The organism is Nocardia sp. NBC_01377, assembly GCF_045040005.1.
Lineage (GTDB): Bacteria > Actinomycetota > Actinomycetes > Mycobacteriales > Mycobacteriaceae > Nocardia > Nocardia noduli.
Genome location: NZ_CP109566.1, coordinates 5,945,044 through 5,971,559, shown reverse-complemented (window position 1 = coordinate 5,971,559; position 26,516 = coordinate 5,945,044). Strand labels below are relative to the sequence as shown.

Annotated in this window: 20 protein-coding genes; 9 read left to right on the top strand and 11 right to left on the bottom strand. The window is 69.0% G+C overall.

Annotation, left to right across the window (positions count from 1 at the left end):
• Positions 1-462 precede the first annotated feature (462 nt).
• Complete coding sequence (locus OG225_RS27635; protein ID WP_405177930.1) at positions 463-1,239, top strand: helix-turn-helix transcriptional regulator; 777 nt, start codon at positions 463-465, stop codon at positions 1,237-1,239.
• A 371-nt stretch (positions 1,240-1,610) separates the two neighbouring features.
• Positions 1,611-2,558 carry a hypothetical protein gene (locus OG225_RS27630; protein ID WP_405177929.1) on the top strand — a complete coding sequence of 316 codons (948 nt, stop codon included), beginning with the start codon at positions 1,611-1,613 and terminating at the stop codon, positions 2,556-2,558.
• Between the two features lie 9 nt (positions 2,559-2,567).
• Here the strand turns inward: OG225_RS27630 and mtnC are convergent, their stop codons facing one another.
• The 9 genes from mtnC to OG225_RS27585 all read right to left on the bottom strand — a co-directional run bounded on the left by mtnC (position 2,568) and on the right by OG225_RS27585 (position 12,329).
• On the bottom strand, positions 2,568-3,275 hold the full coding sequence (gene mtnC / locus OG225_RS27625; protein ID WP_405183385.1) for an acireductone synthase: 708 nt from the start codon (positions 3,273-3,275) through the stop codon (positions 2,568-2,570).
• A 5-nt stretch (positions 3,276-3,280) separates the two neighbouring features.
• Entirely contained in the window at positions 3,281-3,856 is a 576-nt protein-coding gene (locus OG225_RS27620) for a 1,2-dihydroxy-3-keto-5-methylthiopentene dioxygenase (protein ID WP_405177928.1), read from the bottom strand.
• Positions 3,853-5,520 (bottom strand): S-methyl-5-thioribose-1-phosphate isomerase, encoded by a 1,668-nt coding sequence (mtnA, locus tag OG225_RS27615; protein WP_405177927.1) that lies wholly within the window; start codon positions 5,518-5,520, stop codon positions 3,853-3,855. The genes OG225_RS27620 and mtnA overlap by 4 nt, the downstream gene beginning before the upstream one ends.
• A 106-nt stretch (positions 5,521-5,626) precedes the next feature.
• Complete coding sequence (locus OG225_RS27610; RefSeq protein WP_405177926.1) at positions 5,627-7,939, bottom strand: arylsulfatase; 2,313 nt, start codon at positions 7,937-7,939, stop codon at positions 5,627-5,629.
• Between the two features lie 306 nt (positions 7,940-8,245).
• Positions 8,246-8,425, bottom strand: a complete 180-nt coding sequence (locus OG225_RS27605) for a hypothetical protein (RefSeq protein ID WP_405177925.1) — start codon at positions 8,423-8,425, stop codon at positions 8,246-8,248.
• 125 nt (positions 8,426-8,550) lie between these two features.
• Positions 8,551-10,350 carry an NTP transferase domain-containing protein gene (locus OG225_RS27600; RefSeq protein WP_405177924.1) on the bottom strand — a complete coding sequence of 600 codons (1,800 nt, stop codon included), beginning with the start codon at positions 10,348-10,350 and terminating at the stop codon, positions 8,551-8,553.
• A 109-nt stretch (positions 10,351-10,459) separates the two neighbouring features.
• Complete coding sequence (locus OG225_RS27595) at positions 10,460-11,209, bottom strand: VOC family protein (protein WP_405177923.1); 750 nt, start codon at positions 11,207-11,209, stop codon at positions 10,460-10,462.
• A gap of 19 nt (positions 11,210-11,228) precedes the next feature.
• A complete protein-coding gene (locus OG225_RS27590; protein ID WP_405177922.1) occupies positions 11,229-11,546 on the bottom strand; it encodes an MGMT family protein in 318 nt (105 codons plus the stop codon).
• A 3-nt stretch (positions 11,547-11,549) separates the two neighbouring features.
• Entirely contained in the window at positions 11,550-12,329 is a 780-nt protein-coding gene (locus OG225_RS27585; protein ID WP_405177921.1) for an alpha/beta fold hydrolase, read from the bottom strand.
• Between the two features lie 93 nt (positions 12,330-12,422).
• On the opposite strand from OG225_RS27585, the gene OG225_RS27580 reads away from it, so the two are divergent.
• Both OG225_RS27580 and OG225_RS27575 read left to right on the top strand, forming a co-directional pair.
• Positions 12,423-16,256, top strand: coding sequence for an ATP-dependent helicase (locus OG225_RS27580; protein ID WP_405183384.1), 3,834 nt, complete (start codon positions 12,423-12,425; stop codon positions 16,254-16,256).
• Positions 16,257-16,359: 103 nt separating this feature from the next.
• Positions 16,360-20,307, top strand: a complete 3,948-nt coding sequence (locus tag OG225_RS27575; protein ID WP_405177920.1) for a UvrD-helicase domain-containing protein — start codon at positions 16,360-16,362, stop codon at positions 20,305-20,307.
• An 8-nt stretch (positions 20,308-20,315) separates the two neighbouring features.
• Here the strand turns inward: OG225_RS27575 and OG225_RS27570 are convergent, their stop codons facing one another.
• The gene (locus OG225_RS27570) at positions 20,316-20,714 is read right to left on the bottom strand and encodes a hypothetical protein (protein ID WP_216907990.1); all 399 of its coding nucleotides are present in this window, start codon (positions 20,712-20,714) and stop codon (positions 20,316-20,318) included.
• Positions 20,715-20,853: 139 nt separating this feature from the next.
• Between OG225_RS27570 and OG225_RS27565 the strand changes: the two genes are divergently transcribed.
• Entirely contained in the window at positions 20,854-21,918 is a 1,065-nt protein-coding gene (locus OG225_RS27565; RefSeq protein ID WP_405183383.1) for a potassium channel family protein, read from the top strand.
• A 15-nt stretch (positions 21,919-21,933) separates the two neighbouring features.
• Entirely contained in the window at positions 21,934-22,833 is a 900-nt protein-coding gene (nudC, locus tag OG225_RS27560) for an NAD(+) diphosphatase (RefSeq protein WP_405177919.1), read from the top strand.
• Between the two features lie 77 nt (positions 22,834-22,910).
• On the opposite strand, the gene OG225_RS27555 is transcribed toward nudC, so the two are convergent.
• Entirely contained in the window at positions 22,911-23,141 is a 231-nt protein-coding gene (locus OG225_RS27555; RefSeq protein ID WP_109528594.1) for a mycoredoxin, read from the bottom strand.
• A gap of 204 nt (positions 23,142-23,345) precedes the next feature.
• Here OG225_RS27555 and OG225_RS27550 point away from each other — a divergent pair, with 204 nt between their 5' ends.
• The 3 genes from OG225_RS27550 (at position 23,346) to OG225_RS27540 (ending at position 26,432) form a co-directional block, all read left to right on the top strand.
• Entirely contained in the window at positions 23,346-25,493 is a 2,148-nt protein-coding gene (locus OG225_RS27550) for an ATP-dependent DNA helicase UvrD2 (RefSeq protein WP_405177918.1), read from the top strand.
• Between the two features lie 112 nt (positions 25,494-25,605).
• The gene (locus OG225_RS27545) at positions 25,606-25,968 is read left to right on the top strand and encodes a hypothetical protein (RefSeq protein WP_405177917.1); all 363 of its coding nucleotides are present in this window, start codon (positions 25,606-25,608) and stop codon (positions 25,966-25,968) included.
• A 194-nt stretch (positions 25,969-26,162) separates the two neighbouring features.
• Positions 26,163-26,432, top strand: coding sequence for a WhiB family transcriptional regulator (locus OG225_RS27540; protein WP_216907984.1), 270 nt, complete (start codon positions 26,163-26,165; stop codon positions 26,430-26,432).
• Positions 26,433-26,516: the final 84 nt, after the last annotated feature.

Below are 26,516 nucleotides of genomic sequence, written 5' to 3'. Positions count from 1 at the left end.
TGCGCCCGACTCTCGGGCGGTGTCCCCCGCTCGGCTTCCGAGCTGTCGTGGACATGTCATCCGCCTGCGTGTCGGCGGCGCGCCGCCGCGACATTCCGGCGCGCGGTTGCTATGAGCGCGCCCCGAACTACCCGGAGTTCAATGCGGCTGTGGCATCATCCGATTCATGACCAAGATCTTTGCTGTGATGTAGCCAACATACCGCGAGTCCCGCTAATATAAAGAAATAATATCGTTTAATATCAGTCGCTATGGGCAGGCGCCCGCATAGTTGACGATGGGAGCCAGGTGCCGCCCGGTCTTTCCCGTATCGATCAGGTCGGGGAGGGCTCATCCTGTTCTCCATGGTGAAGTGCTCGAATCGTTGATACGTCTACAGTTTCATAGGAGCGGATTGCTGTGCCACGCAAAACGACGGACGTCGGCGTAGGGAATCTATTGCGACCGCCCACCTTCGGGGGGTTGCTGCGACGACTCAGGGACGAACGGCGCATATCTCGGGAGAAACTGGCATTTGCCGCCGGTGTCAGCTCCAGCTATATCACGCATCTGGAGGGCGGCGATCGTGATCATCCGACCAGGGCGGTGGTCGACGCGTTGATTCGATATCTGGACCGGATCAGCCCGCTCGGTGACGCCGAGCGTAGGCATCTGTTCGACCTCGCGGGTCTGGCCGAGGACCGGTTCCCCGGCGTCGAGGAACTGCGCGGGCAGATCAGCGACGACATGCGCAACGGGCTGGTCGTGCACGAGCCGAACGCGGCGTGCTACCTCGATACCAGATGGAACATTCTGTCCTGCAACGATTCCTACGCCAGTGCGTTCTCCGGACTGGTCGACGACGGCAACATGCTGCGCTGGTTTTTCGGCAACGAGTTGTCCACCCGGGTGATGGTGGAGTGGGAGCGCGAGGCCGCGATGACCGTCGACTGGTTGCGCGGACTCATCGGACAATCCGGCGACACCGAGTGGGCCGCGGAATTGCTGGCCGAACTGGGCGAATATCCGGAATTCCGGCGGATGTGGGCGGCCGGGGGGACCACATACGGGCGCGACAGTCCGCACATGCATCTGCGGGATCCGGACTCCGGCGATTGCTTCAGCCTCGACGTCCAGATGTTCCGTGTCGATTCCGGGAATCATCCGGGCAGAATCCAATTCTTTCTCGGAATCCGCACCCCCTGTCTCGGCCCCGCCGAGAGCGCGGCATCGGTGTCCGGCGTGGATCACGGTCGGTAGCCGGGATGCGGCGGCGGCGAATGCCTCGCGACGTTCGGCCGCGTCGTCGCCACGACGGCGACCGGACGAAAACGAACTGTCGTGGAAGGCGATCCGACGAGGGGCATATGGTGACCGTACCGGTCGACCGACAGGCCGCGATGGTGTTGCTGGCGATATGCCCGAACCCGGTCCCGTGGCCCGCCGGTGCGGTAGGTGCCCTGGCCGGTGCAGGTACTTCACAGGGTGCGGGAGATGTCGGAGATTGTATGGACAACGATGGTGGAAGCGTATTTGATCCGTTTATCACGGTGTGGGCAATTACTTACGGAACCGTGATTCGATGAGCAGCACGTCCATGGATTGCGAAAACATTGCGGGAGCGATTGCGCATGGTCGATGAGGTCGAATTGGTACCCCACATCTCGTTGGCGGCGGCGGCCGACTGTGGGAACGGAACGTTCGCGGTATGCGGGGACGAGGGCAGAGCACTCTGGTACGGCCCCTTCCTGGACAGTGACGACGACCATCCGCACGGTGATCGTTTCGCCGGTGCGATGGCCGCGGCGGTACGGGCGGTGTGGCTGGCAGGGCGGGTGCGGGCGGATTCCGGATATCCGGAGGCGACGCTGCATCTCACCGTCACCGAATCCGATCTCGACCGGGTGACCCTTGCGTGCACCGCGTCGATGTCCGGTCTCGCCCTGGCCGTCGAGGTATCCGAGGACAACCCGGCGATGGACTGGTGCCAGGTCTTCGGCAGGCTCGATTGGAATCCCGGAGCACTGATCGATCTGGTCGGCGAGACGGTCGAATCCAGGACAGCGGAGAGCGGGCAAGGGCGCCACCTCCGATCCGTAGTGATGTACGACGACCCGAAGGAGAGCATGCCTGTGACGCGCAACGCTGGTACCGGTCCGGCCGGTTCGCTCGGTCCGCAGGTCGACCCCGGTGTGGAGTTGCGCGCCGCGTTGGAGGCGTTACTGCTGCACGACGCGATGGGTATCGACGCCAGGATGCGCCATTCGATCGCCGCCGTCGTGCACCTGGCCGTCGACGCACCCCACGGCCCACCCGAGGACGCCGAGGAATTCCTCGGCCGCCTCGACGCGTCCTGGCTGGTGGCGGCGTGGACCGGTCACGATACCGAGATGTCGTTGATCGCGACGCTCGCCGCGGGCGAGGTGCCGACCCTGTCCTGGTGCGAACTGATGTTCACCACGGCGCTCGCGCCCTGGTCGACCAGCCCCGTCGCGGTGCACGCGCGCCGCATCTTCGCCGCCGTCCAGCACGGTCGCATCGGTTCGGTCCGCCCCTCGGTCCGGGTCTACGGAGCCTGAAGGCCGGAACTACCGGGCCCGAAGGCCCGCACTCGCCCTCGGGTGGATCTGTTCGAAGGAGTCCACCCAGCGGTGCGGCGGTCTCGGACGCTGGGGTTCGCCCGGACGGTGCACACCGACCACCGACCAGCCCGCCGCCACGGCGGCGTCGAGTTCGTCCGGATGATCGGACAGGAACAGGATTCCCGACGCGGGGGTGTCGACGGCCGCCGCGATCGTCTCGTAGGACGCCGACTCGCGTTTCGGACCGGCGGTCGTCAGATCGAAATAGTCCCCGATCAGGGAACCCAGGTCGCCGCCGCGGGCGAAGGCGAACCAATCGCGCTGATTGCGCACCGAACCCGACGAATACACGTACAGCCGCAGTCCGGCCGCGTGCCAGGCGGTGAGCGCGGGCACGACGTCGGCGAAGAATTCGCCGTGCAGCGCGCCGGAACGGAAACCCTCGGCGCAGATGAGGCCCTGCGCGGTCTTCAACGGTTCGGCCTTCACATCCGAACCGAGCCAGCCGCGCAGGATCTCGGCTACCTCGTCGACGTCGGCGTCGGGGCGACCCGCCGCATCCCTGGTTCCCGCCAGGACCGGCGCGGCCGCGCCGGTCCGGTTCTCGCGCAACCAGTCGCCGAGCCTGGCCCGGGTGTAGCCGTACAGATCCTCCCGTACCGAATCGGTCGGGCTCGTCGTTCCCTCGATATCGATTACGACGGCGGTGATCACGTCGGTCACGGCGCGGTCAGCAGCTCGTCGAGGGTCGGGAAACCCGCGCCGATGGGATCTCCGGTGAAATCTCCGACCCAGCCGTCGGCCTCCTCGAAGAACCGGATCGCGATGAAATCGGGGCGGGTGCCCATATCGAACCAGTGCCGCGTGCCCGCCGGCACCGACAGCAGATCCCCGCCCTCGCACACCACGGCCAGCACCTCGTCCTCCAGGCGCAGGTAGAAGCAGCCGCGTCCGGCGGCGAAGTAACGCACCTCGTCCTCGGCGTGCCGGTGCTCGTCGAGGAATTTGGCCCGCGCTCCCGCCGCGGTCTGCTGCCAGGCCGGATCGGCGTCGTCCGGGTGGATGCGCGCGATATCGATATGGCGGTAGCGGCCCGACGCGTTGAGGACGGCGACTTCGTCGGCGTAGTGGGCGAGTAATTCGTCCGACGCCACCGACGCGGCGTCGGCCACGACCGGCCAGCGGTCGAAAGCGATACCGCGACGGGCCAATTCGGCGGTGATCACCGCGTCGTCGGTGGTCCGCACCCGGACCTCGGCGGCGTTGTCGGCGGCCATGATCTGCAAGAGTGTCATCTCGGTCCGATCTCCATCAGGTCGGTGTCGGCGGCGAAGGCGTGCCGCCGTCCGGAACGGGTCACCAGCTCGCAGAGCGCCTCCAGGCACTCGGCGCGGTCGCGAGCCTGGGCAAGAGTGTCCCCCCACGCGGTGATGCCGTGGCCCGCGATACCGAAAATCGGTGGTGCGCCGGGGGATTCGGTCAGGTAGCGCTCGACGTCGGCGCCGATGCGCGCGACGTCGCGCCAGTTCGGGAAGATCGGAATCTCGATCACCCCGGGGTCCGCGCCGCCCAGACCCTTGATGAGTTCGTAGTCGGAGATCCGCAGCACGGTGATCTCCTCGCGCGCCCCGGTCCGGGTGGACAGTGTCGTCGCGTGCGGCGGGTGGATGTGCACGACGGCCGCGGCGTCGGTGCTCCGGTAGACCGCGGTGTGGATGGTGGTCTCGGCCGACGGCCTGCGGCGCTGTCCGGGTTCGGGCACCGAATCGGCGACACCGACGGTGACCATATCGTCGGCGGTCAGCTCGCCCTTGGACAGTCCGCTACCGGTAACCACGGCCGAATCACCTTGCCGCACAGAGATATTGCCCGCCGTGCCGGGCATCCAGCCACGCAGGTACAGCCCGCGCGCCAGTTCCGCCACGGCCGTGGCTTCGGTGGCGGCGGCGTCTCCGCCCGCGACGCCGTCGCGATAGGCCACCCCCGCCTCGGTGACCACGGCGCTCACCAGCGCGGCGGGGGTCACGTCGAAGGCCGGGTTGAACACCCCGGTGCCCTCCGGGGCGGTCACGACGCCGCCGAAACCGGTCACCTCGGTGGCGGCGCGCTGTTCCACCACGATCTCGGCGCCGGTGGCCATATTCGGATCGCGGGTCGATTCGGGCGCGACCACGATGAACGGGATCCCGTGGTGGCGCGCGGCGAGCGCGAGCATGTAGGTGCCGATCTTGTTGGCGACGTCGCCGTTGGCCGTGATGCGATCCGCGCCGACCAGCACGCAGTCGACCTGCCCGGTCGCCATGGCCCAGGCCGCGGCCGAATCGATGGTGAGCCGGTGCGGGATACCGGCCTCGGCCAGCTCCCACGCGGTCAGCCGCGCGCCCTGCAACAGCGGCCTGGTCTCGTCGACCAGCACTTCCTCGATCGCGTCGCGTTCGAACAGCACCCGGATCGCGCCGATCGCGGTGCCGAAGGCGCTGGTGGCGAGGCGGCCGGTATTGCAGTGCGTCAGCACCCGCAACGGTCGGTCGCCGAGTAGTCCCCGTACCAGGTCGGCGGTGTTGGTCGCGGCGGCGCGGTTGACCCGGCCGTCCTCGGCCAGCATGTCCAGCGCCGTGGCGAGCACGGCGTCCGCGCCCCGGGGCGCCGCGGCCGTCGCCCGGCGTACCGCCCAGGCCAGATTCACCGCGGTCGGCCGCGCTCGGGCGATCCTGTCCGCTTCCGCCCGGACGCGGTCGAGGTCGACCACCCCGTCGACGGTGTGTGCCGCGGTGGCGATGACCACGCCGAACGCGCCCGCGATCCCGATGGCGGGGGCCCCGCGGATGGCGAGTGTCGAGATCGCGTCGATGATCTGCTCGACCGTGCTCAGACGCAGTTCCCGCACCCGACCGGGCAGTCCGCGCTGGTCGATGGTGAGCAAGGCACCGTCATCCCAGATCAGGGAACTGTCGTCCATCAGGTGCATCCTTTACCGCGGAGAAGAACTGCATAGTGCCTGGTGAACGGTATCCGAAAGGAGCCTTCGCCCGAAAATCGGGCGGTACGCCCACGCGCTCGCGTCCTCATTCGGCCGCGTATTCCGCTTCGCGCTCCACGGCATCGATGGTCGCGCGCGGGACGCGGATCGGGCCGGGGACGTAGCTGACGGCACGCAGATCGCCGGTGTAGTGGAACGGTCCGCGTCGCGCGCGCAGATCCCACGACACCGGGCCGCGGGCGTCGACGCCGACCGAGATGCCCGTCCACGGCGACATTCCGACCAGTTGGACCTGGTCGGTGAGTTCGGTGTCGGGAAGACCGTCGACGACGATCCGGAAATCCTGGCGCAGTCGCGGCCGGATCACCGTCTCGACGGTGATCCGATTCGTGCCCGGGGGCAGCGGCTCGGTCGTCGCCGACCGGTAGACCCCGTAACTGTTCACCCCGACCACGACCCGCCCGTCCTCGATGTAGACCAGATATCCGCCGAGCGGATCACCGTGGGCGACGAGCACGCCTTCGTCTCCGGCGCGATATCCGCCGAGTTCGGCGGTCACGGTGAAGTCGCGGTAGGCGATCAGGCGCTGGGAGCGATAGCGCTCGAGGGTCGGCGTGCCGGGGAGCAGGCGCACCGGTGCGCCGAGGCGGGCTTCCTCGGGGCGTCGGCGCGCGAGATCCTGCCTGGTGAGGAGGGGGAACACGGTATTGGCCCACGCCGATTCGTCCCAGGCCGCCGCGAGTTCGGCGACCTTGTCCGGGAATCGGTCCGACAGGTCGTGGAGTTCGGTCGGATCTGCGCGCACGTCGAACAGTTGCCAGGCCGGTGCGTCCAGTTCGGCGCCGGGGCCGTGTAGCGAGAGCAGTTTCCAGCCGTCGCGGTAGAAGCCCCGGTGGCCGGTCATCTCCGAATACTGTTCGGTGTGCGTGGTGGTGGCCCGCGGGTCGCGCAGCAGCTCGGCCGCCGAGGTGCCGTCGAATGTCTTGGCGGGTAAGCCGTGACGCACGCCCGGGTGCGAGAGTCCGACCAGATCCAGCAGCGTGGGCGCGAGATCGGTCACGTAGGCGTACTCGTGCCGGATGCCGTTGTCGCCTTCGGCGCGCGCCAGACCCTTCGGCCAGGACACGATCAGCGGAACCCGCACTCCGCCCGCGAAGGTCTGGCCCTTGTAGAAGCGGAACGGCGTATTCGAGGCCTGACCCCAACCGCGCGGGTAGTGCACGCCCAGTCGCGCGGTGCCGATGAGCTCTTCGTCGTGCGCGACATCGGCGATCCAGTCGGGATCGTCGATATGGGCGAATTCGGCGAAGTAGCTGCGGGTCCCCTCCGGTCCGCCCTCGGCGGTGCCACCGTTGTCGGAGGTGAACACCACGATGGTGTTGTCGAGTTCCCCGAACTGTTCGACCACGTCCAGAACGCGGCCCAGGCCCTGGTCGACGCTGTCGACCATGCCCGCGTACACCTCCATGTACCGCGCGAATCGTCGCTGTTGTTCCTCGCTCAGCGAATCCCATTCGGCCGCTTCGTAACCTGGCCCGGTATCGCGGGCCTTCTGGCCGGTGCCCTCCGGGAAGAGTCCTTGCGCGAGCTGGGCGGCGAAACGGCTCTGCCGCAGCGCGTCCCAGCCTTCGGCGTAGCGACCGCGGTACTTCGCCAGATCCTCGGGTTTGGCCTGCAACGGGCCGTGCATGGCGACGTGCGCGAAGTACAGGAAGAAGGGTTTGGACCCGTCGTGGGCGCGCAGATCCTTCAGGTAGCCGATGGCCTTGTCGGTCAGGTCGTCGGTGAGGTAGTAGTCCGGCGGATACTCCTCGATATCGACCACCGAGGAATCCGAGACGAGCTGGTTCGGGTAGTAGAAGGAGTTCAGCCCTTCCAGCGAACCGTAGTAGCGGTCGAATCCGCGCTGGGTCGGCCACGAATCACGGTGTGCCGCGGGATTCATGGTGGCATCGCGCACCAGATGCCATTTGCCGACGGCGTAGGTGGCGTAGCCGCCCGCGCGCAGGATCTCCGGCAGGGTGAGCACATCGTCGGCCAGTTCCAGCCGCAGGCCAGGATATCCGGGGTCGGCATTGGCGACGAAGCCGAAACCCGCACGGTGGGAATTGATTCCGGTCAGCAGCGCGGCCCGCGACGGCGAGCACAGCGGCGTGGTGTGGTAGTTGGTGAGCCGAACCCCGGCGGCGGCCAGCCGGTCCAGGGTCGGGGTGTCGATCTCCGAGCCGAACGGGCCGATATCGCTGTATCCCATATCGTCGACCAGGGCCACGATGATGTTCGGCGCGTCGGCGGGCGCGGTCGGCGGGTAGGTCCACTCGGGGGTGGATTCCGCCGTGGTGCGTCCGACGGCACCGCCGAACGACGCGTACCCGCGCGCGTGGGAGGGGACAGCCATCCGGACAGTCAAAGAGGCGCGCGGCCGGGTCGCCAGTGTTCGGCGCAGGATGCGTGGAACGGGTGCTCGGATCCGAGGTCGCCGATAGGGTGGCGGCGCTCGCGGTATGTGCCGGGAAGCGTTCGAGTTCGCACCGGCTTCCGTGGTCGGCGGGGAATTGTGAAGTGCGACGAAATTACGGCACGCCGGTATAGAACATTACAATTCGGCGTGCGTGCCGGGTCCATTCTTCGGGTTATTCGGAAGGTCGCGGAAACACACTGCGACCGCCGGTACCGGTACCGGCGGTCGCAGTGTGTTCGTCAATCAGTTCTGGCCGTGGCGGCGCTCCGCGTCACGCTGCGACGGCGGCCGCTGACTGCCCTCCATCTGCGGATCCTCGGGCGATCCCGCTCGGCCCATGCCCTGCTCCTGGCGCTGCTGTTGCTGCTGCCTCGGCATCTGCTTGGGCGTTTTCTTAGGCGTCTTCTTCGACTTTTCAGCCATCTCCACTCGGTCCTTTCCGAAGTGATGTGTCCGAAGTGATGTTTTATTCGCCTAACACTGATCACCATAGCGAGTGGATATGGCTATCGGAAGAGGAATCGAGAATATTATTCGGGCTCCGGTATTCAGGCCGGTAGTGGCAGGAATTCGGCGACGACTCCGTCGGCGGCGCCCGCCGGGACGAGGACCAGACCGTCGCTGTCTACGAGATCGCCGAGGTGCGCGGTGCTGGTCTGCGGCTCGCCCAGCCAGCCACCGGACGCGGCGAAGCGTGCCGGGACGACGCGGGGGACCGTGGAGGTGATGGCCGCGGCGTTGTGCAGCGGCCCGGTGAGCGTGCGGCCCGGCTCGGCGTCGGTGCGTCCATCGACGATCGCGGCGGCCAGCGTCATCAGGGTCGCGACGGCGGCGAACGGGTTACCTGGCAGGCCGAGCACGGTCGTGCCGGATCGCAGTTCCGCGACGAGGGTGGAACCGCCGGGACGCAGTCGCAATCGGTGCACGAGCACGCGGGCGTGCGCGCGGGCGATCGCGCCGCGCAGCTGGTCGGCCGCGCCGCCCCCGGTCGCGCCGACGATCACCAGCAGGTCGATATCGTCTGTGGCGGTGAGTACTTCGTCGAAACCGGAGGCGGTGTCACGCAGGTGCACCCGATCCGAGGTGCGAATACCGTAGTGGGAGAGGATATCCGGGAGCACGGGACCGATCGAATCGCGCGTCTGCCCGATGCGCAGAGGTCCGTCGCTGCGAATCTCGTCGCCCGTCATCACGATTCGCGCGCGCACCGGTCCGCGCACGAACGCCTCGGTCACCTCGACGCTGGCCGCCGCGGAGACCAGCGCGGGCGTGACGCGGGTGCGGGTGGCCGCGACGAGGTCACCGGGACCGCGATCCTCGCCGCGGCGGCGGATGTCCTCGCGCGCCGCGGTGTCCGGTAGTCGATGCAGGATGTGCCCCGGTCCGAGCTCGGCGAATTCGTCGCGCAGTACACCGGTGGTGCCGTCCGGCACGTGCGCGCCGGTGGCGATGCGCACCGCCTCGCCCGACAGCAGTCCCACCGGACGCTGACCGCCCGCGAAACCGATGTCACGGCGCAGCTGCCACGGCCCGTCGCCGCAGATCGCGTAACCGTCCATGGCCGACACGTCGAAGCGGGGCAGCGGGCCCTCGGCCGTCAACGGCGCGGCCAGCGCCGCGCCACCGACCGCGCGCAACTGGGTGCGATAGGCGGTGAGCCGGGACAGATCGGCGCGCAGGACCTGCCTGGCCTCATCGACGGTCAGCGGTGTCGGCGGTACGACGTCGGAGACGCGAGCCTCGGCGCCGGCCGAGGTTTCCGTCGCCGCGGTGACGGCGGCGGCTTCGGTACGCGCGCGTTGCAACTCGTCGTCGGTGTCGACATCGGCGACACCTGGCACCGGCACGATGACCGTCTCGGTGGGGATCAGGGCCTTCATCGGCTGGTTGATCAGCGAATCCAGTTTGCCGAGTTCGGCGACCAGCGCGGCCCGCCGCCACAGTCCGATCAGGTATTGCGGCCTGCCGTCGTCGTCGGCGGCGAAGACCGCGTCCGCACCGGTTTCGGCCTCCTGTCGAAGCAGTGTCGCGATCGCGGCGGCGGTCAGGAACGGCATGTCGGCGGCGAGTACCACCACCAGCGGAGCGGGATCGACGTCGAGCGCGCGCAGTCCCGCGTCCACCGCCGCGACCGGACCGGACCCCGGCGGCACCTCGCGCACCTGGAGGAATCGCGCGGCCAGGTCCGGCCGATGCGGACCGACCACCACCGTGCGCCCGCAGCCCGCGACGGCCGAGAGCGCGGCGTCGAGCAGCGTGCGTCCGCCGATGACGAGGCCGGGTTTGTCGATTCCGCCCATACGGCTGGCGCGTCCGCCGGCGAGCACGATGGCGTCGGCGGCTCTCATCGGAGCCGCCCGGAGGATAGGTACCGCATGGGCGACATGCTAATTCGTCGGCGGTCCCGCACGACGCGGCGCGACCTCGTCGTCGGCGGGGCGCACCGTGCTCACGCGATCAGGCGACCGTGTAGTCGGGCGCGGGACGCAGGAGACAGAATTCGTTGGCTTCCGGATCGGCGAGCGGCAGTCCGGGTGCGTCGCCGAGACTGCCCGCGGCGAGCGGCGTCGCGCCCGCCGCCCGGAGTCGGGCCACTTCCTCGGCCGGATCGTCGGCTGGGAATGACGTGAGGTCCAGGTGCAGGCGATTGCGACCGTATTTCTGTTCGGGGGTGTGCACGAACTCGAGCCAGCAGCCCAGACCGGTCGCCGAGCGCAATCCGGCGATCTCGGCGCCGCCGTAGGTCACCGGCCAGCCCGAAGCGGTCGACCAGAATTCGGCCAGCCGCACCGGATCCCTGGTATCGACCACGATGGCCGCGACCGCTCCGGTGTCGACGTATTGCTCGCGAGGTTCCAGTACGCAGAATTCGTTACCCTCGGGATCGGCGAGGACGACCCACGGCACCGCGCCCTGACCGATATCGATATGCCGTGCGCCGAGGGACAGTGCGCGATCCACCTGGACCCGCTGGTGGTCCAGCGAGCGGCTCGCCAGATCGAGATGGATACGGTTCTTACCCTTTTTGGTGTGCGCCGCGGGAAGGAACGTCAGCGCGATCTCCAGGCCGTCCGGATCGTGTGCCGCCACATCGACCTCGTCGGATCGATCGAGGGGCACCGCCCAGCCCAGTAGTTCGGCCCAGAAACCCGCGACGGACCGCGGCCGGTCAGCATCGAATACGACACGCGCCAGGCGGGTGGACATCCCTCCACGGTAACCCGCGTCATGTCCACCGATCCCGAAGTTCGGGAAACTTGAAACGCGCTGTCGCCAGATCCACCCGTCCGTCCCGGATCGGCACACCCTCCTCGGCGAGCAGCCGCAACTGCCGGTGGGCCAGATGGGCGGCGGGCCTGCCGCTCGCGCCGATCACCCGGTGCCACGGCAGGTCGGCGGAATCGGTGCGCATGATCCAGCCGACGGTGCGTGGAGTGGACAGCCCCGCCGCCATCGCGATATCGCCGTAGGTGGCCACCGAACCGCGCGGGATGCGTCCGACCAGGGCACGTACCTGTTCGATCTCGGCGTCGGAGGTCGGCATCGCTCAGCCGAGCGCCGCGCGCACGAGTGCGGCCGTCTCGGCGGGCAGGGATTGCGCGACCATGTGATCGCAGTCGAATTCGTGGACGATGAGCCGATCGCCGAGATGCGCGGAGAGCGCGGCGCGGAATTCCGGCGTCACGAAGGGCGGTGTCACCTTCATCGCCTGCACCAGGACGGTCGGCAGGTCGGCGGGCGGCAGCACGTGAGCGCGGGCCAGCTGTCCCCAGTAGGAGGTGACGGCGGGCAGGCTCATCCGCCAGCCGACGCGGCCCCCGGCGGTGGGGACCAGGTGCTCATCGAGTTCGGCGTCGAGCAGGCCGGGCGCGACGTCGGCCCACGCGCTGGCCAGTTTGTCGCCCCTGGCGTCCTCGACGTTCGCGTAGTCGGGGTGTGCCAGCGTGCTGCGCGCGATGTCCTCGAGCCGGACCGGGTCCAGGGCGATCGCGGGATCGAGCAGCACCAGCCCGCGCACCAGGCCGGGATGACGCCGCGCCAGGTGCAGTGCCGTCGCGCCGCCGAACGAATGCCCGACGACCAGGACCGGTTCGTCGGTCTCGGTCGCGAGCAGATCGACCAGATCCGCCACGATCTGTTCGAAATCCCACGGCGGCAGCGTGGTCGAGCGGCCGTGACCGCGCAGGTCGGGGGCGAGGACCCGGATCTCCGGCAGATACTCCTGTGCGAGCGCCGCCCAGCGCTGCCCGTGGCCGGTCAGCCCGTGCAGAGCGAGAACGAGTGGCCCGGAAGCGGGACCGTAGCGGTGCACATGCGGTTTCGACACGAGACCATTCTGTCGTGTGCGCGCCGGGCGGCAACTCACAGAGGCGGGGGAGCGGCGGGTCTGTCGTAGCCGTCTGTTGCAATAGCGCGCGTGGTGCGATCGGATAGCGCGGTGCGACTTGTTCGCCGGAACGCAGCGGCACCCAGGGCCAGGCTCTGGGGCGCCGAGGTGCGCGCGCTGTTCGAAGCCAACGCGGCCGTCGGCCCGATCCGGCCCGGCTGGCGGCCGTGGCAGGTGCTCGGCGGTCCCGGCACCGGGAAGACGGCGCTGCTGGTCGACCTGGCGGCCGACCGGATCGCGGCCGGGGCGGATCCGGAATCGGTGCTGGTCCTGACCCATTCGAAACAGGCGGCGAGCGCGGTGCGCGACGCGGTCACCCGGCGTTTGGCCGGACCGGGCGGCGCCGAGGGCGGCGTGCCCGGCGCCACCAGGGAACCGCTGGTGCGCACCCTGCACTCCTACGCCTTCTCGGTGCTGCGCAGGCATGCCGTCGCGCACGGCAACCCGCCGCCGCGTTTGCTGACCGGTGCCGAGCAGGACGCGGTCCTGCGGGAGATGCTGCGCGGCGACCTGACCGATATGGCCGCCGGGGCGAACGGTCTGTGGCCGGAACGACTCCGTCCCGCGCTCGGGCTCGCCGGATTCGCCGAACAGTTGCGCGACCTCATGCTGCGGGCCACCGAACGCGGACTGGGGCCGGAGGATGTGGTCCGCCTCGGTCGCGAGCACGACAAGCCGGAATGGGTCGCCGCGGGCAGATTCGCCATGCGCTACGAGCAGTCCATGCTGTTGCGCTGGTCGGTCGGGGTCGAGGCGCCGGAGGCCACCGCGCCCGCGCTCGACGCCGCGGAGCTGGTCGGCGCGGCCCTCGACGCGCTGGCCGGTGACGGTGAACTGCTCGCCGCCGAACGCGCCCGGATCAGATATCTGCTGGTGGACGACGCGCAACATCTCGACCCGCAGGCCGCGCTGCTGGTGCGCGTGATCGGCGACGCCGCCCACACCTCGGTCGTGGCCGGAGATCCGGATCAGGGCATCTTCACCTTCCGCGGCGCGGATTCGACCTTCCTGACCGATCTCGATACGCCCTCCGGTCAGCGCATCGTGCTGCGCGAGAGTCATCGGGCGAGCGCGCCCGTGCGACTGGCGGTCGCCAGGGTCGCGGCGAAATTGCCGGGCAGCGGTCCGCAGCGGTTCTCGCCGCCCGCCGGGGACACCGGCACCCTCGACGGCGGCGCTGCCGTGCGGGTGCGCGTCCTGGCCACCCCCGCCAAGGAGGCGGCGCTGATCGCCGACCATCTGCGGCGGGCGCATCTCACCGCCGGGGTGCCGTGGTCGGACATGGCGGTGATCGTCCGTTCCGTTCCGCTCTCGCTCGCACCGTTGCGGCGGGCGTTGCTCGCCGCCGGTGTCCCCGTGCAACAGCCCGCGCTCGACGTGCCGTTGGCGCGGCGGCGCGGCGCGGCATGGATGCTGCTGGCATTGCGCGCGGTGCTGGCCACCGAGCGCGGGCCCCGCGCCTCGGCCGAACTGTTCTCCGCCGAGGACGCGCTGGATCTTCTCGGCGGCCCGCTCGGTGGCGCCGACCAGATCAGCCTGCGGCGATTGCGACGCGGTATCCGGCGCAGTGTGCTCGACGCCGAACGCAGGGAAGCGAAAGCGGCCCGCGGCGTGGAGGTTCCGGTCGACGACCCGGTGGGGCCCCCGCCGGAGGACGACGAACGCTACATCAGCGAATCCGATTGGGATCAGGCCGATTACGCCGCCGAACCGGACGCGGCGACCGAATTCGAAGGTGCGGTCCCGGAGGTCGACGGGGAACCGGCCGGCGTCGACCCGCGATGGCAGGCCGACGACATCGATCGGTACGACAACGACGTCGACTGGGGTCTGGAAGCCGCGGCGTCCTCCGATTCGGCGGAACGGCGCTCCCGTGCCGTGCCGGATCGGCCCGAATGGATCGACCATCTGTCCGAACGGGACGTTCCGGATTCCGAACGGGACGATGCGTCGTTCGTCGTGGACGGAGACGATCTTGTCACCGTGCCCGCGAACATGGGCGAGGCCGAGTCCGAACGGGATGACGAGAGTTCCGATCGGAACTCTCTGATCAACCGCCCCTCCGCGGAAGTCCTGCGCGAACTCCTCGTCGGCGCGGACCCGCGCGACCTGCTGTCGGGCCTGACCGATGTCGAAGCGGCACCGCTGAAACGCGTTATCGACGCCCTGGACAAGGCCCGCAAGGCCAGAAGCGACGGCGCGGGTCTGGAAGACGTGCTGTGGGCGCTGTGGATCGCCTCGCGGCTGGAACGGCGCTGGGTCACCCAGTCCGAACGCGGCGGTGCGACGGGGATGCAGGCCGACCGGGATCTCGACGCCGCCGTCGGACTTTTCGACGCCGCGGCGGCCTATGTGGACAGGTTACCGCGCGCGAGTATCGAAGGGTTCGTCGAATACCTTGTCCAGCAGGAGATTCCGCAGGGCACCGCACCGCTGACCGCGCCGGGTGAGGCGGTCGCGCTGCTGAGCGCGCACGCCGCGGCGGGCCGGGAATGGGATGTCGTCGCGGTGGCGGCCGTGCAGGAAGGTATCTGGCCCAACCCGCGTGCGCGCGGCACCCTGTTGCACACCGAGGATCTGGTGGATCTGACCGCCGGAATCGATCCGTCCGGCGATCGGGTGAGCCGCGCCGCGCCGATCCTGGCCGAGGAACGCCGACTGCTGCTCGTCGCCTGTAGCCGGGCCCGCCGGTCGCTGTTGGTGACCGCGGTCGAATCGGTCACGGGGGACCGGGATCTGGTGCCGTCCCGCTTCCTCGGCGAGCTGCTCGGCCACGACGACGACAGCGAACCCGGCGCGGTGCCGATCGCCGATCCCGGCCGCGCGCTGGTGATGCACGCGCTCGTCGCCGAATTGCGCGGGGTGGTCTGCGACGACGAGGCCGACCCCGAACGCAGGCGGCGCGCGGCCCACCAGCTGGCCCGGCTGGCCCAGGCGGGTGTGCCCGGCACCCACCCCGAGGATTGGTACGGCACCGGCGAACTCAGCTCGCCGCGTCCGCTGTGGGGTGCGGACGAGACCTCTATATCCCTGTCGCCTTCGACGGTGGAGATGCTGCGCACCTGCCCGCTGCGATGGGCGCTGGAACGGCACGGCGGCACCGATGGCGACAACCCGCACGCGGTCAAGGGCAATCTGGTGCACACGCTGGTGCAGGCGCTCGCGGGCCGCGTCCCCGAGCCCCAGGTGCGCGCCGCGCTCGATCGGGCGTGGCAGGCCGTCGATCCCGGCACCGCGTGGCATTCGCGGCAGGAACTGCGCCGCACCGAGGCGATGCTGGAAACGTTCATGGCGTGGGTGCGCAATACCAGGGGCGAACTCACCCAGGCCGGTGTCGAGGTGAGTGTCGACTGCGAGTTGCCCGGCCGCACCGAGGACGAGGCCGCGGTCCGTATCAAGGGTCGGGTCGACCGGCTCGAACGCGACGCCTTCGGCCGATTCGTCATCGTCGACGTGAAAACCGGGAAGTCGCCCATCACCAAACAGGCCGCCGCCGACCACGCCCAGCTCGCGACCTACCAGGTAGCCGCCGCCTTGGGCGCGCTCGACCTGCACACCGACTCCGCCGACGCGGAATCCGGCGCGCCCGGCGAACAGTCCGCCCCCGAGAGCGCCGAGCCGGGCGAACCGGGTGGTGCGCGCCTGGTCTACGTCGCCAAACCCAATGCCAAGGAGGGCGCGACCCAGCGCATGCAGGAACCCCTCGACGCCGAGGCGCTCGACTCGTGGCGCACCACCATCCACGACGCCGCCACCTCGACCCGTGGCCCCAGCTACCTTGCCATGCGCAACGACGGTTGCCGCCACTGCGCCGTTTCCGGCAGCTGCCCCGTCCAGGACACGGGCAGGCAGGTCACCGACGAATGACCCCGCCCCACCCCGGCGAACCCGATCATCACGCGTACACGGCGGCATCCCGAGTCACGGGGTGCCGCGTCGCGGTGTGTGCCGGGGTAGCCGAGGGAAGGCGATGAGCGGGGTCACCCCACACCAACTCGCAGCGGCGTTGGGGTTGCCGCCGCCGACCGACGAACAGGCGGCGGTGATCGCCGCGCCCGCGGGTCCGACACTGGTCGTCGCGGGCGCGGGCGCGGGAAAGACCGAGACGATGGCCGCGCGGGTGGTGTGGCTGGTCGCCAACCGGCAGGTGCTGCCCGAGCAGGTGCTGGGGTTGACCTTCACCCGGAAAGCCGCGCAGCAGTTGACCTCCCGTATTCGCACCCGCCTCGCGCGGCTCGCGGGCGCGCCACTGCTGCGTGAACTCGACCCGACGGGGGAGTTGCGCACGCAACTGTCGGGCGCGGAACCCGAGATCAGCACCTACCACTCCTACGCGGGTCGGCTGCTGACCCAGCACGGTCTGCTGCTCCCGGTGGAACCGTCGGCGACCCTGCTCACCCAGACCCAGCTCTGGCAGCTCGCGCACCAGGTCGTGCGGACCTGGGACGGTGACCTCGACACCGAGCGGACCCCGGTGTCGGTGACCGAGGCGGTGCTGTCGCTGTCGGGTCAGCTGGCCGAACACCTGGTCGAGCCGGAACAGTTGGCCGAGGCGCACACCGAACTCGAGAAACTGGTGCACACCCTGCCCGCTGGTCCCCGCCAGCGCGGCGGTCCGAGCCAGTACCTGCGCGGATTGGTGCAGGTCCAGCGCGAACGCGTCGCCATGCTCCCGCTGGTCGATCAGCTCGCCTCCGCCCTGCGCCGTCGCGGCGCCCTCGATTTCGGCGCGCAGATGTCGCTGGCCGCCCGCCTGGCCGCCGACCACCCCGAGGTCGGCGCCGCCGAACGCGACCGCTTCCGTCTGGTTCTGCTCGACGAATACCAGGACACCGGCCACGCCCAGCGCATCCTGCTCGCCGCCCTCTTCGGCGGCACATCGACTTTCCCCACCGCCCACTCTCACTCCACGCGCAGCACCGACAAGCGCGGGGCGCACAGCGAATCGTCGGCGGTCACCACCGATGAGCCGTCGACTGGCTCTCGGCGTGACACGTCCGAAAACGGTGATCGGCCCCGGCTGGCGGTCACCGCGGTCGGTGATCCGATGCAATCGATCTACGGGTGGCGCGGGGCGTCGGCGGCGAATCTGCCACGGTTCGCGACCGATTTCCCCACCGCCCCCGGCGTTCCCGCGCCCACACTGCCCCTGCTGACCAGCTGGCGCAATCCCCCCGAGGCGCTGGCGCTGGCGAATCTGGTCGCCGAACCGCTGCGGATCGGAGCCAGGGACAAGGGCGGGGTGACAGTCGACGCGTTACGTGCCAAACCGAACGCGGAACCGGGTGTCGTGGCCCTCGCGTCGACCGAAACCGTCGCGCAGGAGCGTGACTGGATCGCCGAGCGGATCGCCGCCGAATGGTCGGCGCGGCGCGGCGCTGGTGAGCCGCCGCCGACCTCCGCGGTGCTGGTGCGCCGCAACGCCGACGCGTCACCGTTGGCCGAGGCCCTGCGCGAGCAGGGGTTACCGGTGGAGATCGTCGGACTCGGCGGATTGCTCGCTACGCCCGAGGTCGCCGATATCGTCGCGACGCTACGACTCGTCGCCGAACCCTCGGCGGGCAGCGCCGCCGTCCGTATCCTGACCGGCGCGCGGTGGCGTATCGGCGTCACCGATATCGCCGCGCTGGCCCGCCGGGCACGTGACCTGTCGATCAGCAGACTGTCGGGCGGGGAGGCCACGGACATCACCGACAGCGCCACCCTCGCGCAGGCGCTGCGCGAGGTCGCGCCCGAACCGGCCGAGCAGGCCGGACTCGCCGACGCCATCGCCGATCCCGGTCCGCCCGAACAGTATTCGGAGACCGGATTCGCGCGCGTCGAGGCGCTGGGGCGCGAGCTGTCGGCGTTACGCGAGCGCAGCGCCCAACCGCTGGCCGAATTGGTCGCGGATGTGGAACGCACCATCGGTGTCGGTGTGGAAACCCAGGCGCGCCGTGCGATGGCGGGAACCGGGGCCGGGCGCGAGCATCTCGACGCGTTCGCGGAAGTGGTCGCCGGGTACGCGGCCGATTCCGGGGCCACGCTCGGCGGTCTGCTGGCCTTTCTCGCCGCCGCCGAATCGGTGGAGAACGGCTTGGAACCGGGCGAGATCGAGGTGGCGCGCGACCGCGTACAGGTGCTCACGGTGCACGCCGCCAAAGGGCTCGAATGGGAGGTCGTCGCCGTACCGCACGTGGTCCGCGGACTGTTTCCCTCCGGCACCGCCTCCGGTACCTGGCTGGGCGCGCTCGCCGAACTCCCGACCACCCTGCGCGGCGACCGGATCCAGGACGACGCCGCCGAGGGCGTTCCCGTACTCGACCTGACCGACCTCTACGATCGCTCGGATCTCGAACGCGCCGTCAAAGCGCACAAGGACGCCCTCGAACGCAGACGGATCGACGAAGAACGCCGACTCTTCTACGTCGCGCTCACCAGAACCGAACGCGTACTGCTGGTTTCGGCGCACCACTGGGCCGAAACCGGCTCGACCCCCAAGGGCCCCTCCGATTTCCTGCTCGACCTGAAGAACGCGGGCGAAACCCCCGACGGCCCCGTCCACGGCGCACTAGAGATCGCCCGCTGGGACGACCCCCCCGACGCCGACGCCGTCAACCCCTTCACCGACAACCCGGCCACCGCCGAATGGCCGCGCGACCCACTCGGCCCACGCCGTCTCCCCATCGAGCGCGGTGCCGCCCTGGTGCGCGCCGCCTTGGACGAACTCCGAACGAATCCCCCCGCTCCCGCGAAGAAATCGGGACGCGCCGGGGCTTCGGCGTTCGCTTCGCTGCCCGCGGCCGGACCTGCCGACGACTCCGCGGTCCCGCATACGACTTCGGCCGCCCATCGGTCCGGCGACGATACGGAATCGCTCGGAGCGGAATCCCCCATGCCCGCCGACCATCCGTACGAGGATTTCGGCGCTTCGCTCGATGATCACCGGCCCGGCGACTACCCGTCGGAGACGAACCCGCCGGTCGGTCAGCCGGGGGACTACCCGCCGCCCGACGACTACCCGGTCGCCGACTACCCACCCGACGAATTCGAACCCGCGGACGACCCCTACCTCCATCACGACTTCCCGCTGGTCGATTTCGCCGCACCCGAGGACTACCTCACCGACGACTACGCCCCGTTCCCCGACGATTTCGCACCCCCGCCCGACGACTACCTCCCGCCGGACGAATTCTCCGTCGACCCGAACGATCCCGACGGCTGGACCGCCGACGTCGACGCCCTGCTCGCGGAATTCGAAGCCGAGCGCGTCGCCACGCAGGAAGTGGAACTGCCGGGACAGATTCCGGCGACCGCGCTGGTGGAGATGCGGGCCGATCCGGCGAAACTGGCGCGGCGGCTGCGTCGTCCGCTGCCGTTCCCGCCGAATCCACTGGCCAGACGCGGTACGGCCTTCCACGCCTGGGTGCAGCGCTGGTTCAGCGGCACCCGGCTGATCGGCCTGGACGAGTTGCCGGGCGCGGGCGGGCCGGAAGCCGTCGACGGCGGCGTCGACGCCGAGCTGACCCGCATGCAGAACGCGTTCCTCGAGTCGCCGTGGGCGCACCGCAGCCCGCTGGAGGTGGAGATCCCGTTCGAGACGTCGATCGCGGGCACGGTCATCAGGGGCAGGATGGACGCGGTGTTCGCCGAACCGGGGGGCGGCTGGGTCGTCGTCGACTGGAAGACCGGGGCCGAACCCGGTCCCGCCGACGAACCCGCGGTGGCCATGCAATTGGCGATCTATCGTCTGGCCTGGGCGCGCCTGATGGTGGCGAGGACCGGCCTGCCGGAAGCGGATGTACTCGAAAAGATCGGCGCGGCTTTCCATTACGTGCGATCGGGTCACACCGTCGCCCCGGTGGAACTACCGGGGCCGGAGGAACTCGCCGAACTCATCCGCACGTCGGCGCCACCGCGCGAGCCGACCGAGCGATGAACCGGTGCTCAGCGACGCGAGGATCGGGCGACCTTCAACGCCTGGGTGATCAGCGGGATCTGCAACGGCAATCGCGCCACCGACCCGATCTTCATCGCCTGCGACGCCTTCTTGTTGTTGACCGTGTCGACGGTGAACTGCACGTTCGCGGGGAGTACCGCGATGAAGAGCAGCGCGGCGAGGCGGCCGCCGAAACCACGGGTGCGCGGCACGGCGAGCGCCGCCGCGACGCCGATCTCGGCCACACCGGAGGCGTAGGTGTAATCGCGTGGCTTGCCGGGCAGCGATCGGGGCACGATCGAGTCGAAGAATTTCGGGGTGACGAAATGCATGACCCCGGCGCCGAACAGGAGCAGGGACAGTGCGAGAGCGGGACGCCGCCCCGCGTCCGATGTGTTTTCTGCCATACGGATACCCTGGCATCCATCGGTGTTCCCGTCGAGGCCGGGCGCTATCGCCGTAACGGAGTAGGCTCCCGTGCTGTGCCGGAGGTACAGGTAATGCCGGAGTTGGCCGGTTCGACGAGCGGCAGGGGTGGTGGCACCGGTGTTGGGTGACTTCGGCGACAGGTCGCGCGCACTCGGATTGACCAGTCGTCCGGATTTCGCGCTGGTCGGCCTGCTTCGCATTCCCGAGACCCAGACCAGCCCGTGGGCTTCGCTGGTCAGGCGCGTCCTGTTCGCGATCGGACTGCTGTTCACCGCCGCGATGGTGGTCTACCTCGGTCGCGACGGCTACCACGACAACGCGGGCGAGGACATCTCGTTCCTCGACGCGTTCTACTACTCCACGGTCTCGCTCTCGACCACCGGTTACGGCGATATCGCCCCGGTGTCACCCGAGGCCAGGCTCGCGAACATCATCGTCATCACGCCGCTGCGGCTGCTGTTCCTCATCGTGCTCGTCGGTACCACCATCGGTGTGCTCACCGAGCGTTCCCGCCAGACATTCAAGATTCAGCGTTGGAGGCGCAGCGTGCGTAATCACACCGTGGTCGTCGGATACGGAACGAAAGGACGGACCGCGATCCACGCGATGATCGCCGACGGTGTGCAACCCGCGGATGTCGTGGTCGTCGACACCGACACGGTCGCGCTCGAGGCCGCGGGCAACGCGGGCCTGGTGACCGTGCACGGTTCGGCCACCCAGTCCGACGTGCTGCGATTGGCGAGCGTGCAGAACGCGGCGTCGGTGATCGTCGCCACCAACCGCGACGACACCGCGGTACTCGTCACGCTGACCGCGCGGGAACTCAACAAGGCGGCCAAGATCGTCGTCGCCATCCGCGAGGCCGAGAACACCCATCTGCTGCGCCAGTCCGGCGCCGATTCGGTGGTGGTTTCCTCGGAGACGGCGGGCCGGTTGCTCGGCATCGCCACCACCACCCCCACCGTGGTCGAGATCATGGAGGATCTACTCACGCCCGAACAGGGATTCGCGGTCGCCGAACGCGATGTGGAGCCGTCCGAGATCGGCGGCTCCCCGCGCCATCTCAGCGATATCGTGCTCGGCGTGGTGCGCAACGGTGAGCTGATCCGCGTCGGCGAACCCGCGGTCGACGCCATCGAGGGCGGCGACAAGCTGCTCTATATTCGTCGCGTGCTCAAATGAGACTAGTGTCGAAGCGTGTCTTTCGACTTGAATGCCGTGCCGCTGCTGTCGCGTTCCGCCGTCGACCGGGCCGATACGCTCCGGGCCGATGACCAGGCTCTCAAGGAAGGCTGGAGCGAAGCACGGCTGCTCCGGCTGAACCGCAAGGGTCAGTTCCGCTTCGCCGAGGGCGCCCTGGTGCTGGAGTCCGCCGTCGAGTGGTCGGCCGAACCGAACCCCGCCGCGGTCTTCCTCGGTATCGCCGAAGGAAGACATCTGTGGGCGGTGCGCGATACCGATCTCGCCGGTGAACTGTCCGATCTGCGCATGCTCGTCGGCGAGATCGACGACTTCACCGCCGGGGTGCTCACCTCCGCGCTCGCGCTGCTGAACTGGCACGACAGTGCCGGATTCCATGCCGTCGACGGGGTGGTGACCGCGCCGATCAAGGGCGGCTGGTCCCGTGTCACCGAGAACGGCGCCGAGGAGTTCCCGCGTCTGGACCCGGCGGTCATCTGCCTGATCCACGACGGCGGCGATCGCGCCCTGCTGGCCCGCCAGCACGCCTGGCCGCCGAGGCGGTACTCGATCCTCGCCGGTTTCGTGGAGGCGGGCGAATCACTCGAGCGGTGCGTGGAACGCGAGATGAAGGAAGAGGTGGGTCTCGACGTGCGCGATATCCACTACCTGGGCAGTCAGCCGTGGCCGTTCCCGCGCTCGCTGATGCTCGGATTCGCCGCTGTCGCCGATCCCGAACAGCCGCTGGTCTTCTCGGACGGTGAGATCGCCGAGGCGCAGTGGTTCACCAAGGACCAGGTCAGAACGGCGTTGACCGACGGGGACTGGTCCGCACGCGAGGACGGTCCGCGCCTGCTGCTGCCCGGTTCCATCTCCATCGCGAGGACCATCGTGGAATCCTGGGCGGCGCTGGACTGATCGTGACCGCGGCCGTATGCCCGTCGGGGATACGGCCGGGGCCGGGTGGGCTGGAACCGTTCTCAGGCGAGGGTTTCTCAGGCGAGGGTGGCGAGTACTTCTTTGACGGCGGCGAGCGACGGATTGGTCGCGGTGGAGCCGTCGGCGAATTTCACCGTCGGCACGACGTGATTGCCGTTGTTGACGCTCCCGACGAATTCGGCCGAGGCCGGATCCTGCTCGATGTCGATCTCCACGTAGCTGATACCCGATTCCTCCAGCTGCTTCTTCAGCCTCCGGCAGTAACCACACCAGGTGGTCGAGTACATGGTCAGGGCGGGGGTTGCGTCAGTCACCCAACCTTCAACACCCCGCGTACCGATCCTGTTCCTGTGTCGCCGAAAATCGGCGATGCGCCGGTCGACTCATCGTCGCGGGTGGAGCGAGTCCGACACGGCACGAGGGTGAAGCGGCGCCGGGAGATCGGCGAGCCCGGTCGAATGTTCGTTGCGGAGCTGTCGGAGGGGGCTGTCATGATGGACGCCGTGCCCGCACTCGACCTCGCCGCCCTCGATCCCGAGCAGACGGCCGCCGTCCGGGCGCCGCGCGGGCCGGTCTGCGTACTCGCGGGCGCTGGAACGGGCAAGACCAGGACGATCACCCACCGGATCGCCCACCTCGTCTCGGCCGGGCATGTGAAGGCCGACCAGGTGCTCGCCGTCACCTTCACCGCGCGCGCGGCGGGCGAGCTGCGCGGCAGGCTCCGCGACCTCGGCCTCGGCGGCGAGGCGAATCAGGTGCAGGCACGCACCTTTCACGCGGCGGCTCTGCGGCAGCTGAAATACTTCTGGCCGCAGGTCGTCGGCGATGTCCCGTGGCGTCTGATCGACAGCAAATTCCCGATCGTCGCGCAGGCCGCCAATCGCGCCGGACTCTCCTCGGCCACCGACAGCGTGCGCGACCTGCTCAGCGAGATCGAATGGGCCAAGGCCTCGCTCATCGCGCCCGAGGACTATCCGGCGGCCGCCGCCGCGCGCCATCGTGAACCGCCCTACGACGCGCAGCGGGTGGCCGAGGTCTACGCGGCCTACGAATCGCTCAAGACCACACCGGACGGCCTACTGCTCGATTTCGACGATCTGCTGCTGCACACCGCGGCCGCGCTCGAGGACTATCCGGCGGTCGCCGAGGAATTCCGCGGTCGTTACCGCAGTTTCGTCGTCGACGAATACCAGGACGTCACCCCGCTACAGCAGCGCGTACTCGGCGCCTGGCTCGGTGAGCGCGACGATCTGACCGTCGTCGGTGACGCCAACCAGACCATCTACTCCTTCACCGGCGCCACCCCGAGCTACCTGCTCGATTTCTCCCGCCGTTTCCCGGAGGCCACCGTGGTGCGGCTGGAACGCGACTACCGGTCGACCCCGCAGGTGGTCTCGCTGGCGAACCGGGTCATCGGCGCGGCGCGCGGCCGGATCGCGGGCACCAGGCTGCAACTGATCGGACAACGGCCCGACGGCCCGGAACCGATCTTCGCCGAACATCCCGACGTTCCGGCCGAAGCCGCCGCGGTCGCGAGCGAGATCCGCCGACTCGTCGACGCGGGCACACCCGCCTCCGAGATCGCGGTGCTGTACCGGATCAACGCCCAATCCGAGTCCTACGAGCAGTCGCTGACCGAAGCGGGACTTCCCTATCAGGTGCGCGGCGGCGAGGGTTTCTTCCAGCGCGCCGAGGTGCGCCAAGCCGTTTCGATGCTGCGCCAGGCCGCCTCGCGCGAGGATCTGCCCGAGCAGTCCACGAGCGGTGAATCACTGGTCATGCTGGTTCGAGCGGTGCTGGCCCCGGTCGGGCTCACCACGACCGAGCCGACCGGCGCGCAGGCGAGGGAGCGCTGGGAGTCGCTGGTCGCGCTGGTCCGGCTGACCGAGGAACTGCTCGGCCAGGACGAGAGCCTCGATCTCATCGGTCTGCTGCGCGAACTGGCCGCGCGCGCCGAGGCCAGGCATCCGCCGACCGTGCAGGGCGTCACGTTGGCCTCGCTGCACGCGGCCAAGGGGCTGGAATGGGACGCGGTCTTCCTGGTCGGCCTCGCCGACGGCACCCTTCCGATCAATCACGTCATGGCCGACGACGGTTCGGTCGCCGATTTCGCGGCGCTGGAGGAGGAACGGCGACTGCTCTACGTCGGCGTGACCAGGGCCCGCGAATACCTGCGGCTGTCCTGGGCATTGGCGCGCACCGAGGGCGCGCGCCGGACCAGGCGCCGGTCCCGGTTCCTCAACGGCGTCGTCCCCGATGAATCGCCCGCGTCACGGATCGCCGCACCCGTTGTCGAGGCCAAGGGAATCAGGCCCACCTGCCGGATCTGCGCGAAACCGCTCATCGGCACCTACGCCACCATGCTCGGCCGGTGCCCTCGCTGCCCGGCCGAACTCGACGCCGTGCTGCTGGAGACGCTCAAGGAGTGGCGCAGCGAAAAGGCCGAAGCGCTTCGGGTGCGCGAATTCGTCGTCTTCACCGACACCACGCTCACCGCGATCGCCGAGCAACTGCCCTCGGATGACGGAGCGCTCCAGGCGATTCCGGGGATCGGCGCGAAGAAGATCGTCCAGTACGGCGCGGACGTCCTCGCGATCGTCGCGTCGCGACGTCGATCCACATCACAAAACCGCAGGTAGAAAATATGTTGTCGGTTTCGCCGACATTGCATATGGTGGGAATCACGCACCGGGAGGTCATCCCGGCGCGCACAGTTCCGACAGATTTCGAGTACAGGAGGGAGGCAGACCGATGAACGGCATCGTGAATATCAGCGCTATCGACATGTTCGGTGGTGGCGCGCGCATGCCCATCTCAGCCTCCCGGGGGGTCCTCGCTTTGCAGGGGACCGGTCTGTCCTTCGTAGGCGCTCTCGGCGGCGGGGCGAAAGTCTCGCGCACCCATCAGCCGATCTGCGCATCGATGCAGGACAAGACCAGCGGTAGCTGGCACCCGGAGGCCGTCGAGGTCCCCGGTGGCTTCGCGTTCGACACCGGATATCAGCAGGCATCCGCACTGCTGGAAAACCCGGCGGCCGATACGCAAGCAGCCCGCCTCCGCACCGCACACCCGGCGACCGTGATCAGGAATCGACACAGATGTCGATCTAGGTAGGGGACTCCCCGCACCTCCTGGCCACGGATCGCATCGAAGCGAAACCCGTGGCCATTTGTTTTAAGCGGCTCTTCAGCCGTTTGCCACCGGTTTCGTGGACAAAGTAACGAACCGCTGCAAACAAGCTGAAGGAGAACGACGTGTTCACCGCAGAGAGCTGGCCACAAGCCACTACTCACGTGACATGCCGAACCGTGGCAGGGCCGACCCGCACCCGTGAGGTCAGCAAAGTCCTGCCCTGTCGGGCGGAGGATCCCGACCTCTGGTTCGCCGAGAGCCCCGCTCAACTGGAGCAGGCCAAGGCACTGTGCGAGTCCTGCCCGATCCGCAAGGGCTGCCTGAACGCGGCTCTGGATCGTGCTGAGCCCTGGGGTGTTTGGGGCGGTGAGATCTTCGACCAGGGTGTCGTGATCGCCCGCAAGCGTCCGCGCGGTCGTCCGCGCAAGGTCGCGATCTCCGCATGAGCGGGATCCGCGAACACACCCGGACACGGTTCACCGGGCCCATGATCACGCCGTGCGTCGCCATGGCGTGGATCGTGGGCCCGG

Excerpts from the sequence above, each read along its gene's own strand:
- OG225_RS27630 (WP_405177929.1), top strand. The coding sequence starts at position 1,611 with ATGGTCGATGAGGTCGAATTGGTACCCCACATCTCGTTGGCGGCGGCG.
- OG225_RS27620 (WP_405177928.1), bottom strand. The coding sequence starts at position 3,856 with ATGACACTCTTGCAGATCATGGCCGCCGACAACGCCGCCGAGGTCCGG.
- mtnA (WP_405177927.1), bottom strand. The coding sequence starts at position 5,520 with ATGGACGACAGTTCCCTGATCTGGGATGACGGTGCCTTGCTCACCATC.
- OG225_RS27610 (WP_405177926.1), bottom strand. The coding sequence starts at position 7,939 with ATGGCTGTCCCCTCCCACGCGCGCGGGTACGCGTCGTTCGGCGGTGCC.
- OG225_RS27605 (WP_405177925.1), bottom strand. The coding sequence starts at position 8,425 with ATGGCTGAAAAGTCGAAGAAGACGCCTAAGAAAACGCCCAAGCAGATG.
- OG225_RS27600 (WP_405177924.1), bottom strand. The coding sequence starts at position 10,350 with ATGAGAGCCGCCGACGCCATCGTGCTCGCCGGCGGACGCGCCAGCCGT.
- OG225_RS27595 (WP_405177923.1), bottom strand. The coding sequence starts at position 11,209 with ATGTCCACCCGCCTGGCGCGTGTCGTATTCGATGCTGACCGGCCGCGG.
- OG225_RS27590 (WP_405177922.1), bottom strand. The coding sequence starts at position 11,546 with ATGCCGACCTCCGACGCCGAGATCGAACAGGTACGTGCCCTGGTCGGA.
- OG225_RS27575 (WP_405177920.1), top strand. The coding sequence starts at position 16,360 with ATGAGCGGGGTCACCCCACACCAACTCGCAGCGGCGTTGGGGTTGCCG.
- OG225_RS27570 (WP_216907990.1), bottom strand. The coding sequence starts at position 20,714 with ATGGCAGAAAACACATCGGACGCGGGGCGGCGTCCCGCTCTCGCACTG.
- OG225_RS27555 (WP_109528594.1), bottom strand. The coding sequence starts at position 23,141 with ATGTACTCGACCACCTGGTGTGGTTACTGCCGGAGGCTGAAGAAGCAG.
- OG225_RS27550 (WP_405177918.1), top strand. The coding sequence starts at position 23,346 with ATGATGGACGCCGTGCCCGCACTCGACCTCGCCGCCCTCGATCCCGAG.
- OG225_RS27545 (WP_405177917.1), top strand. The coding sequence starts at position 25,606 with ATGAACGGCATCGTGAATATCAGCGCTATCGACATGTTCGGTGGTGGC.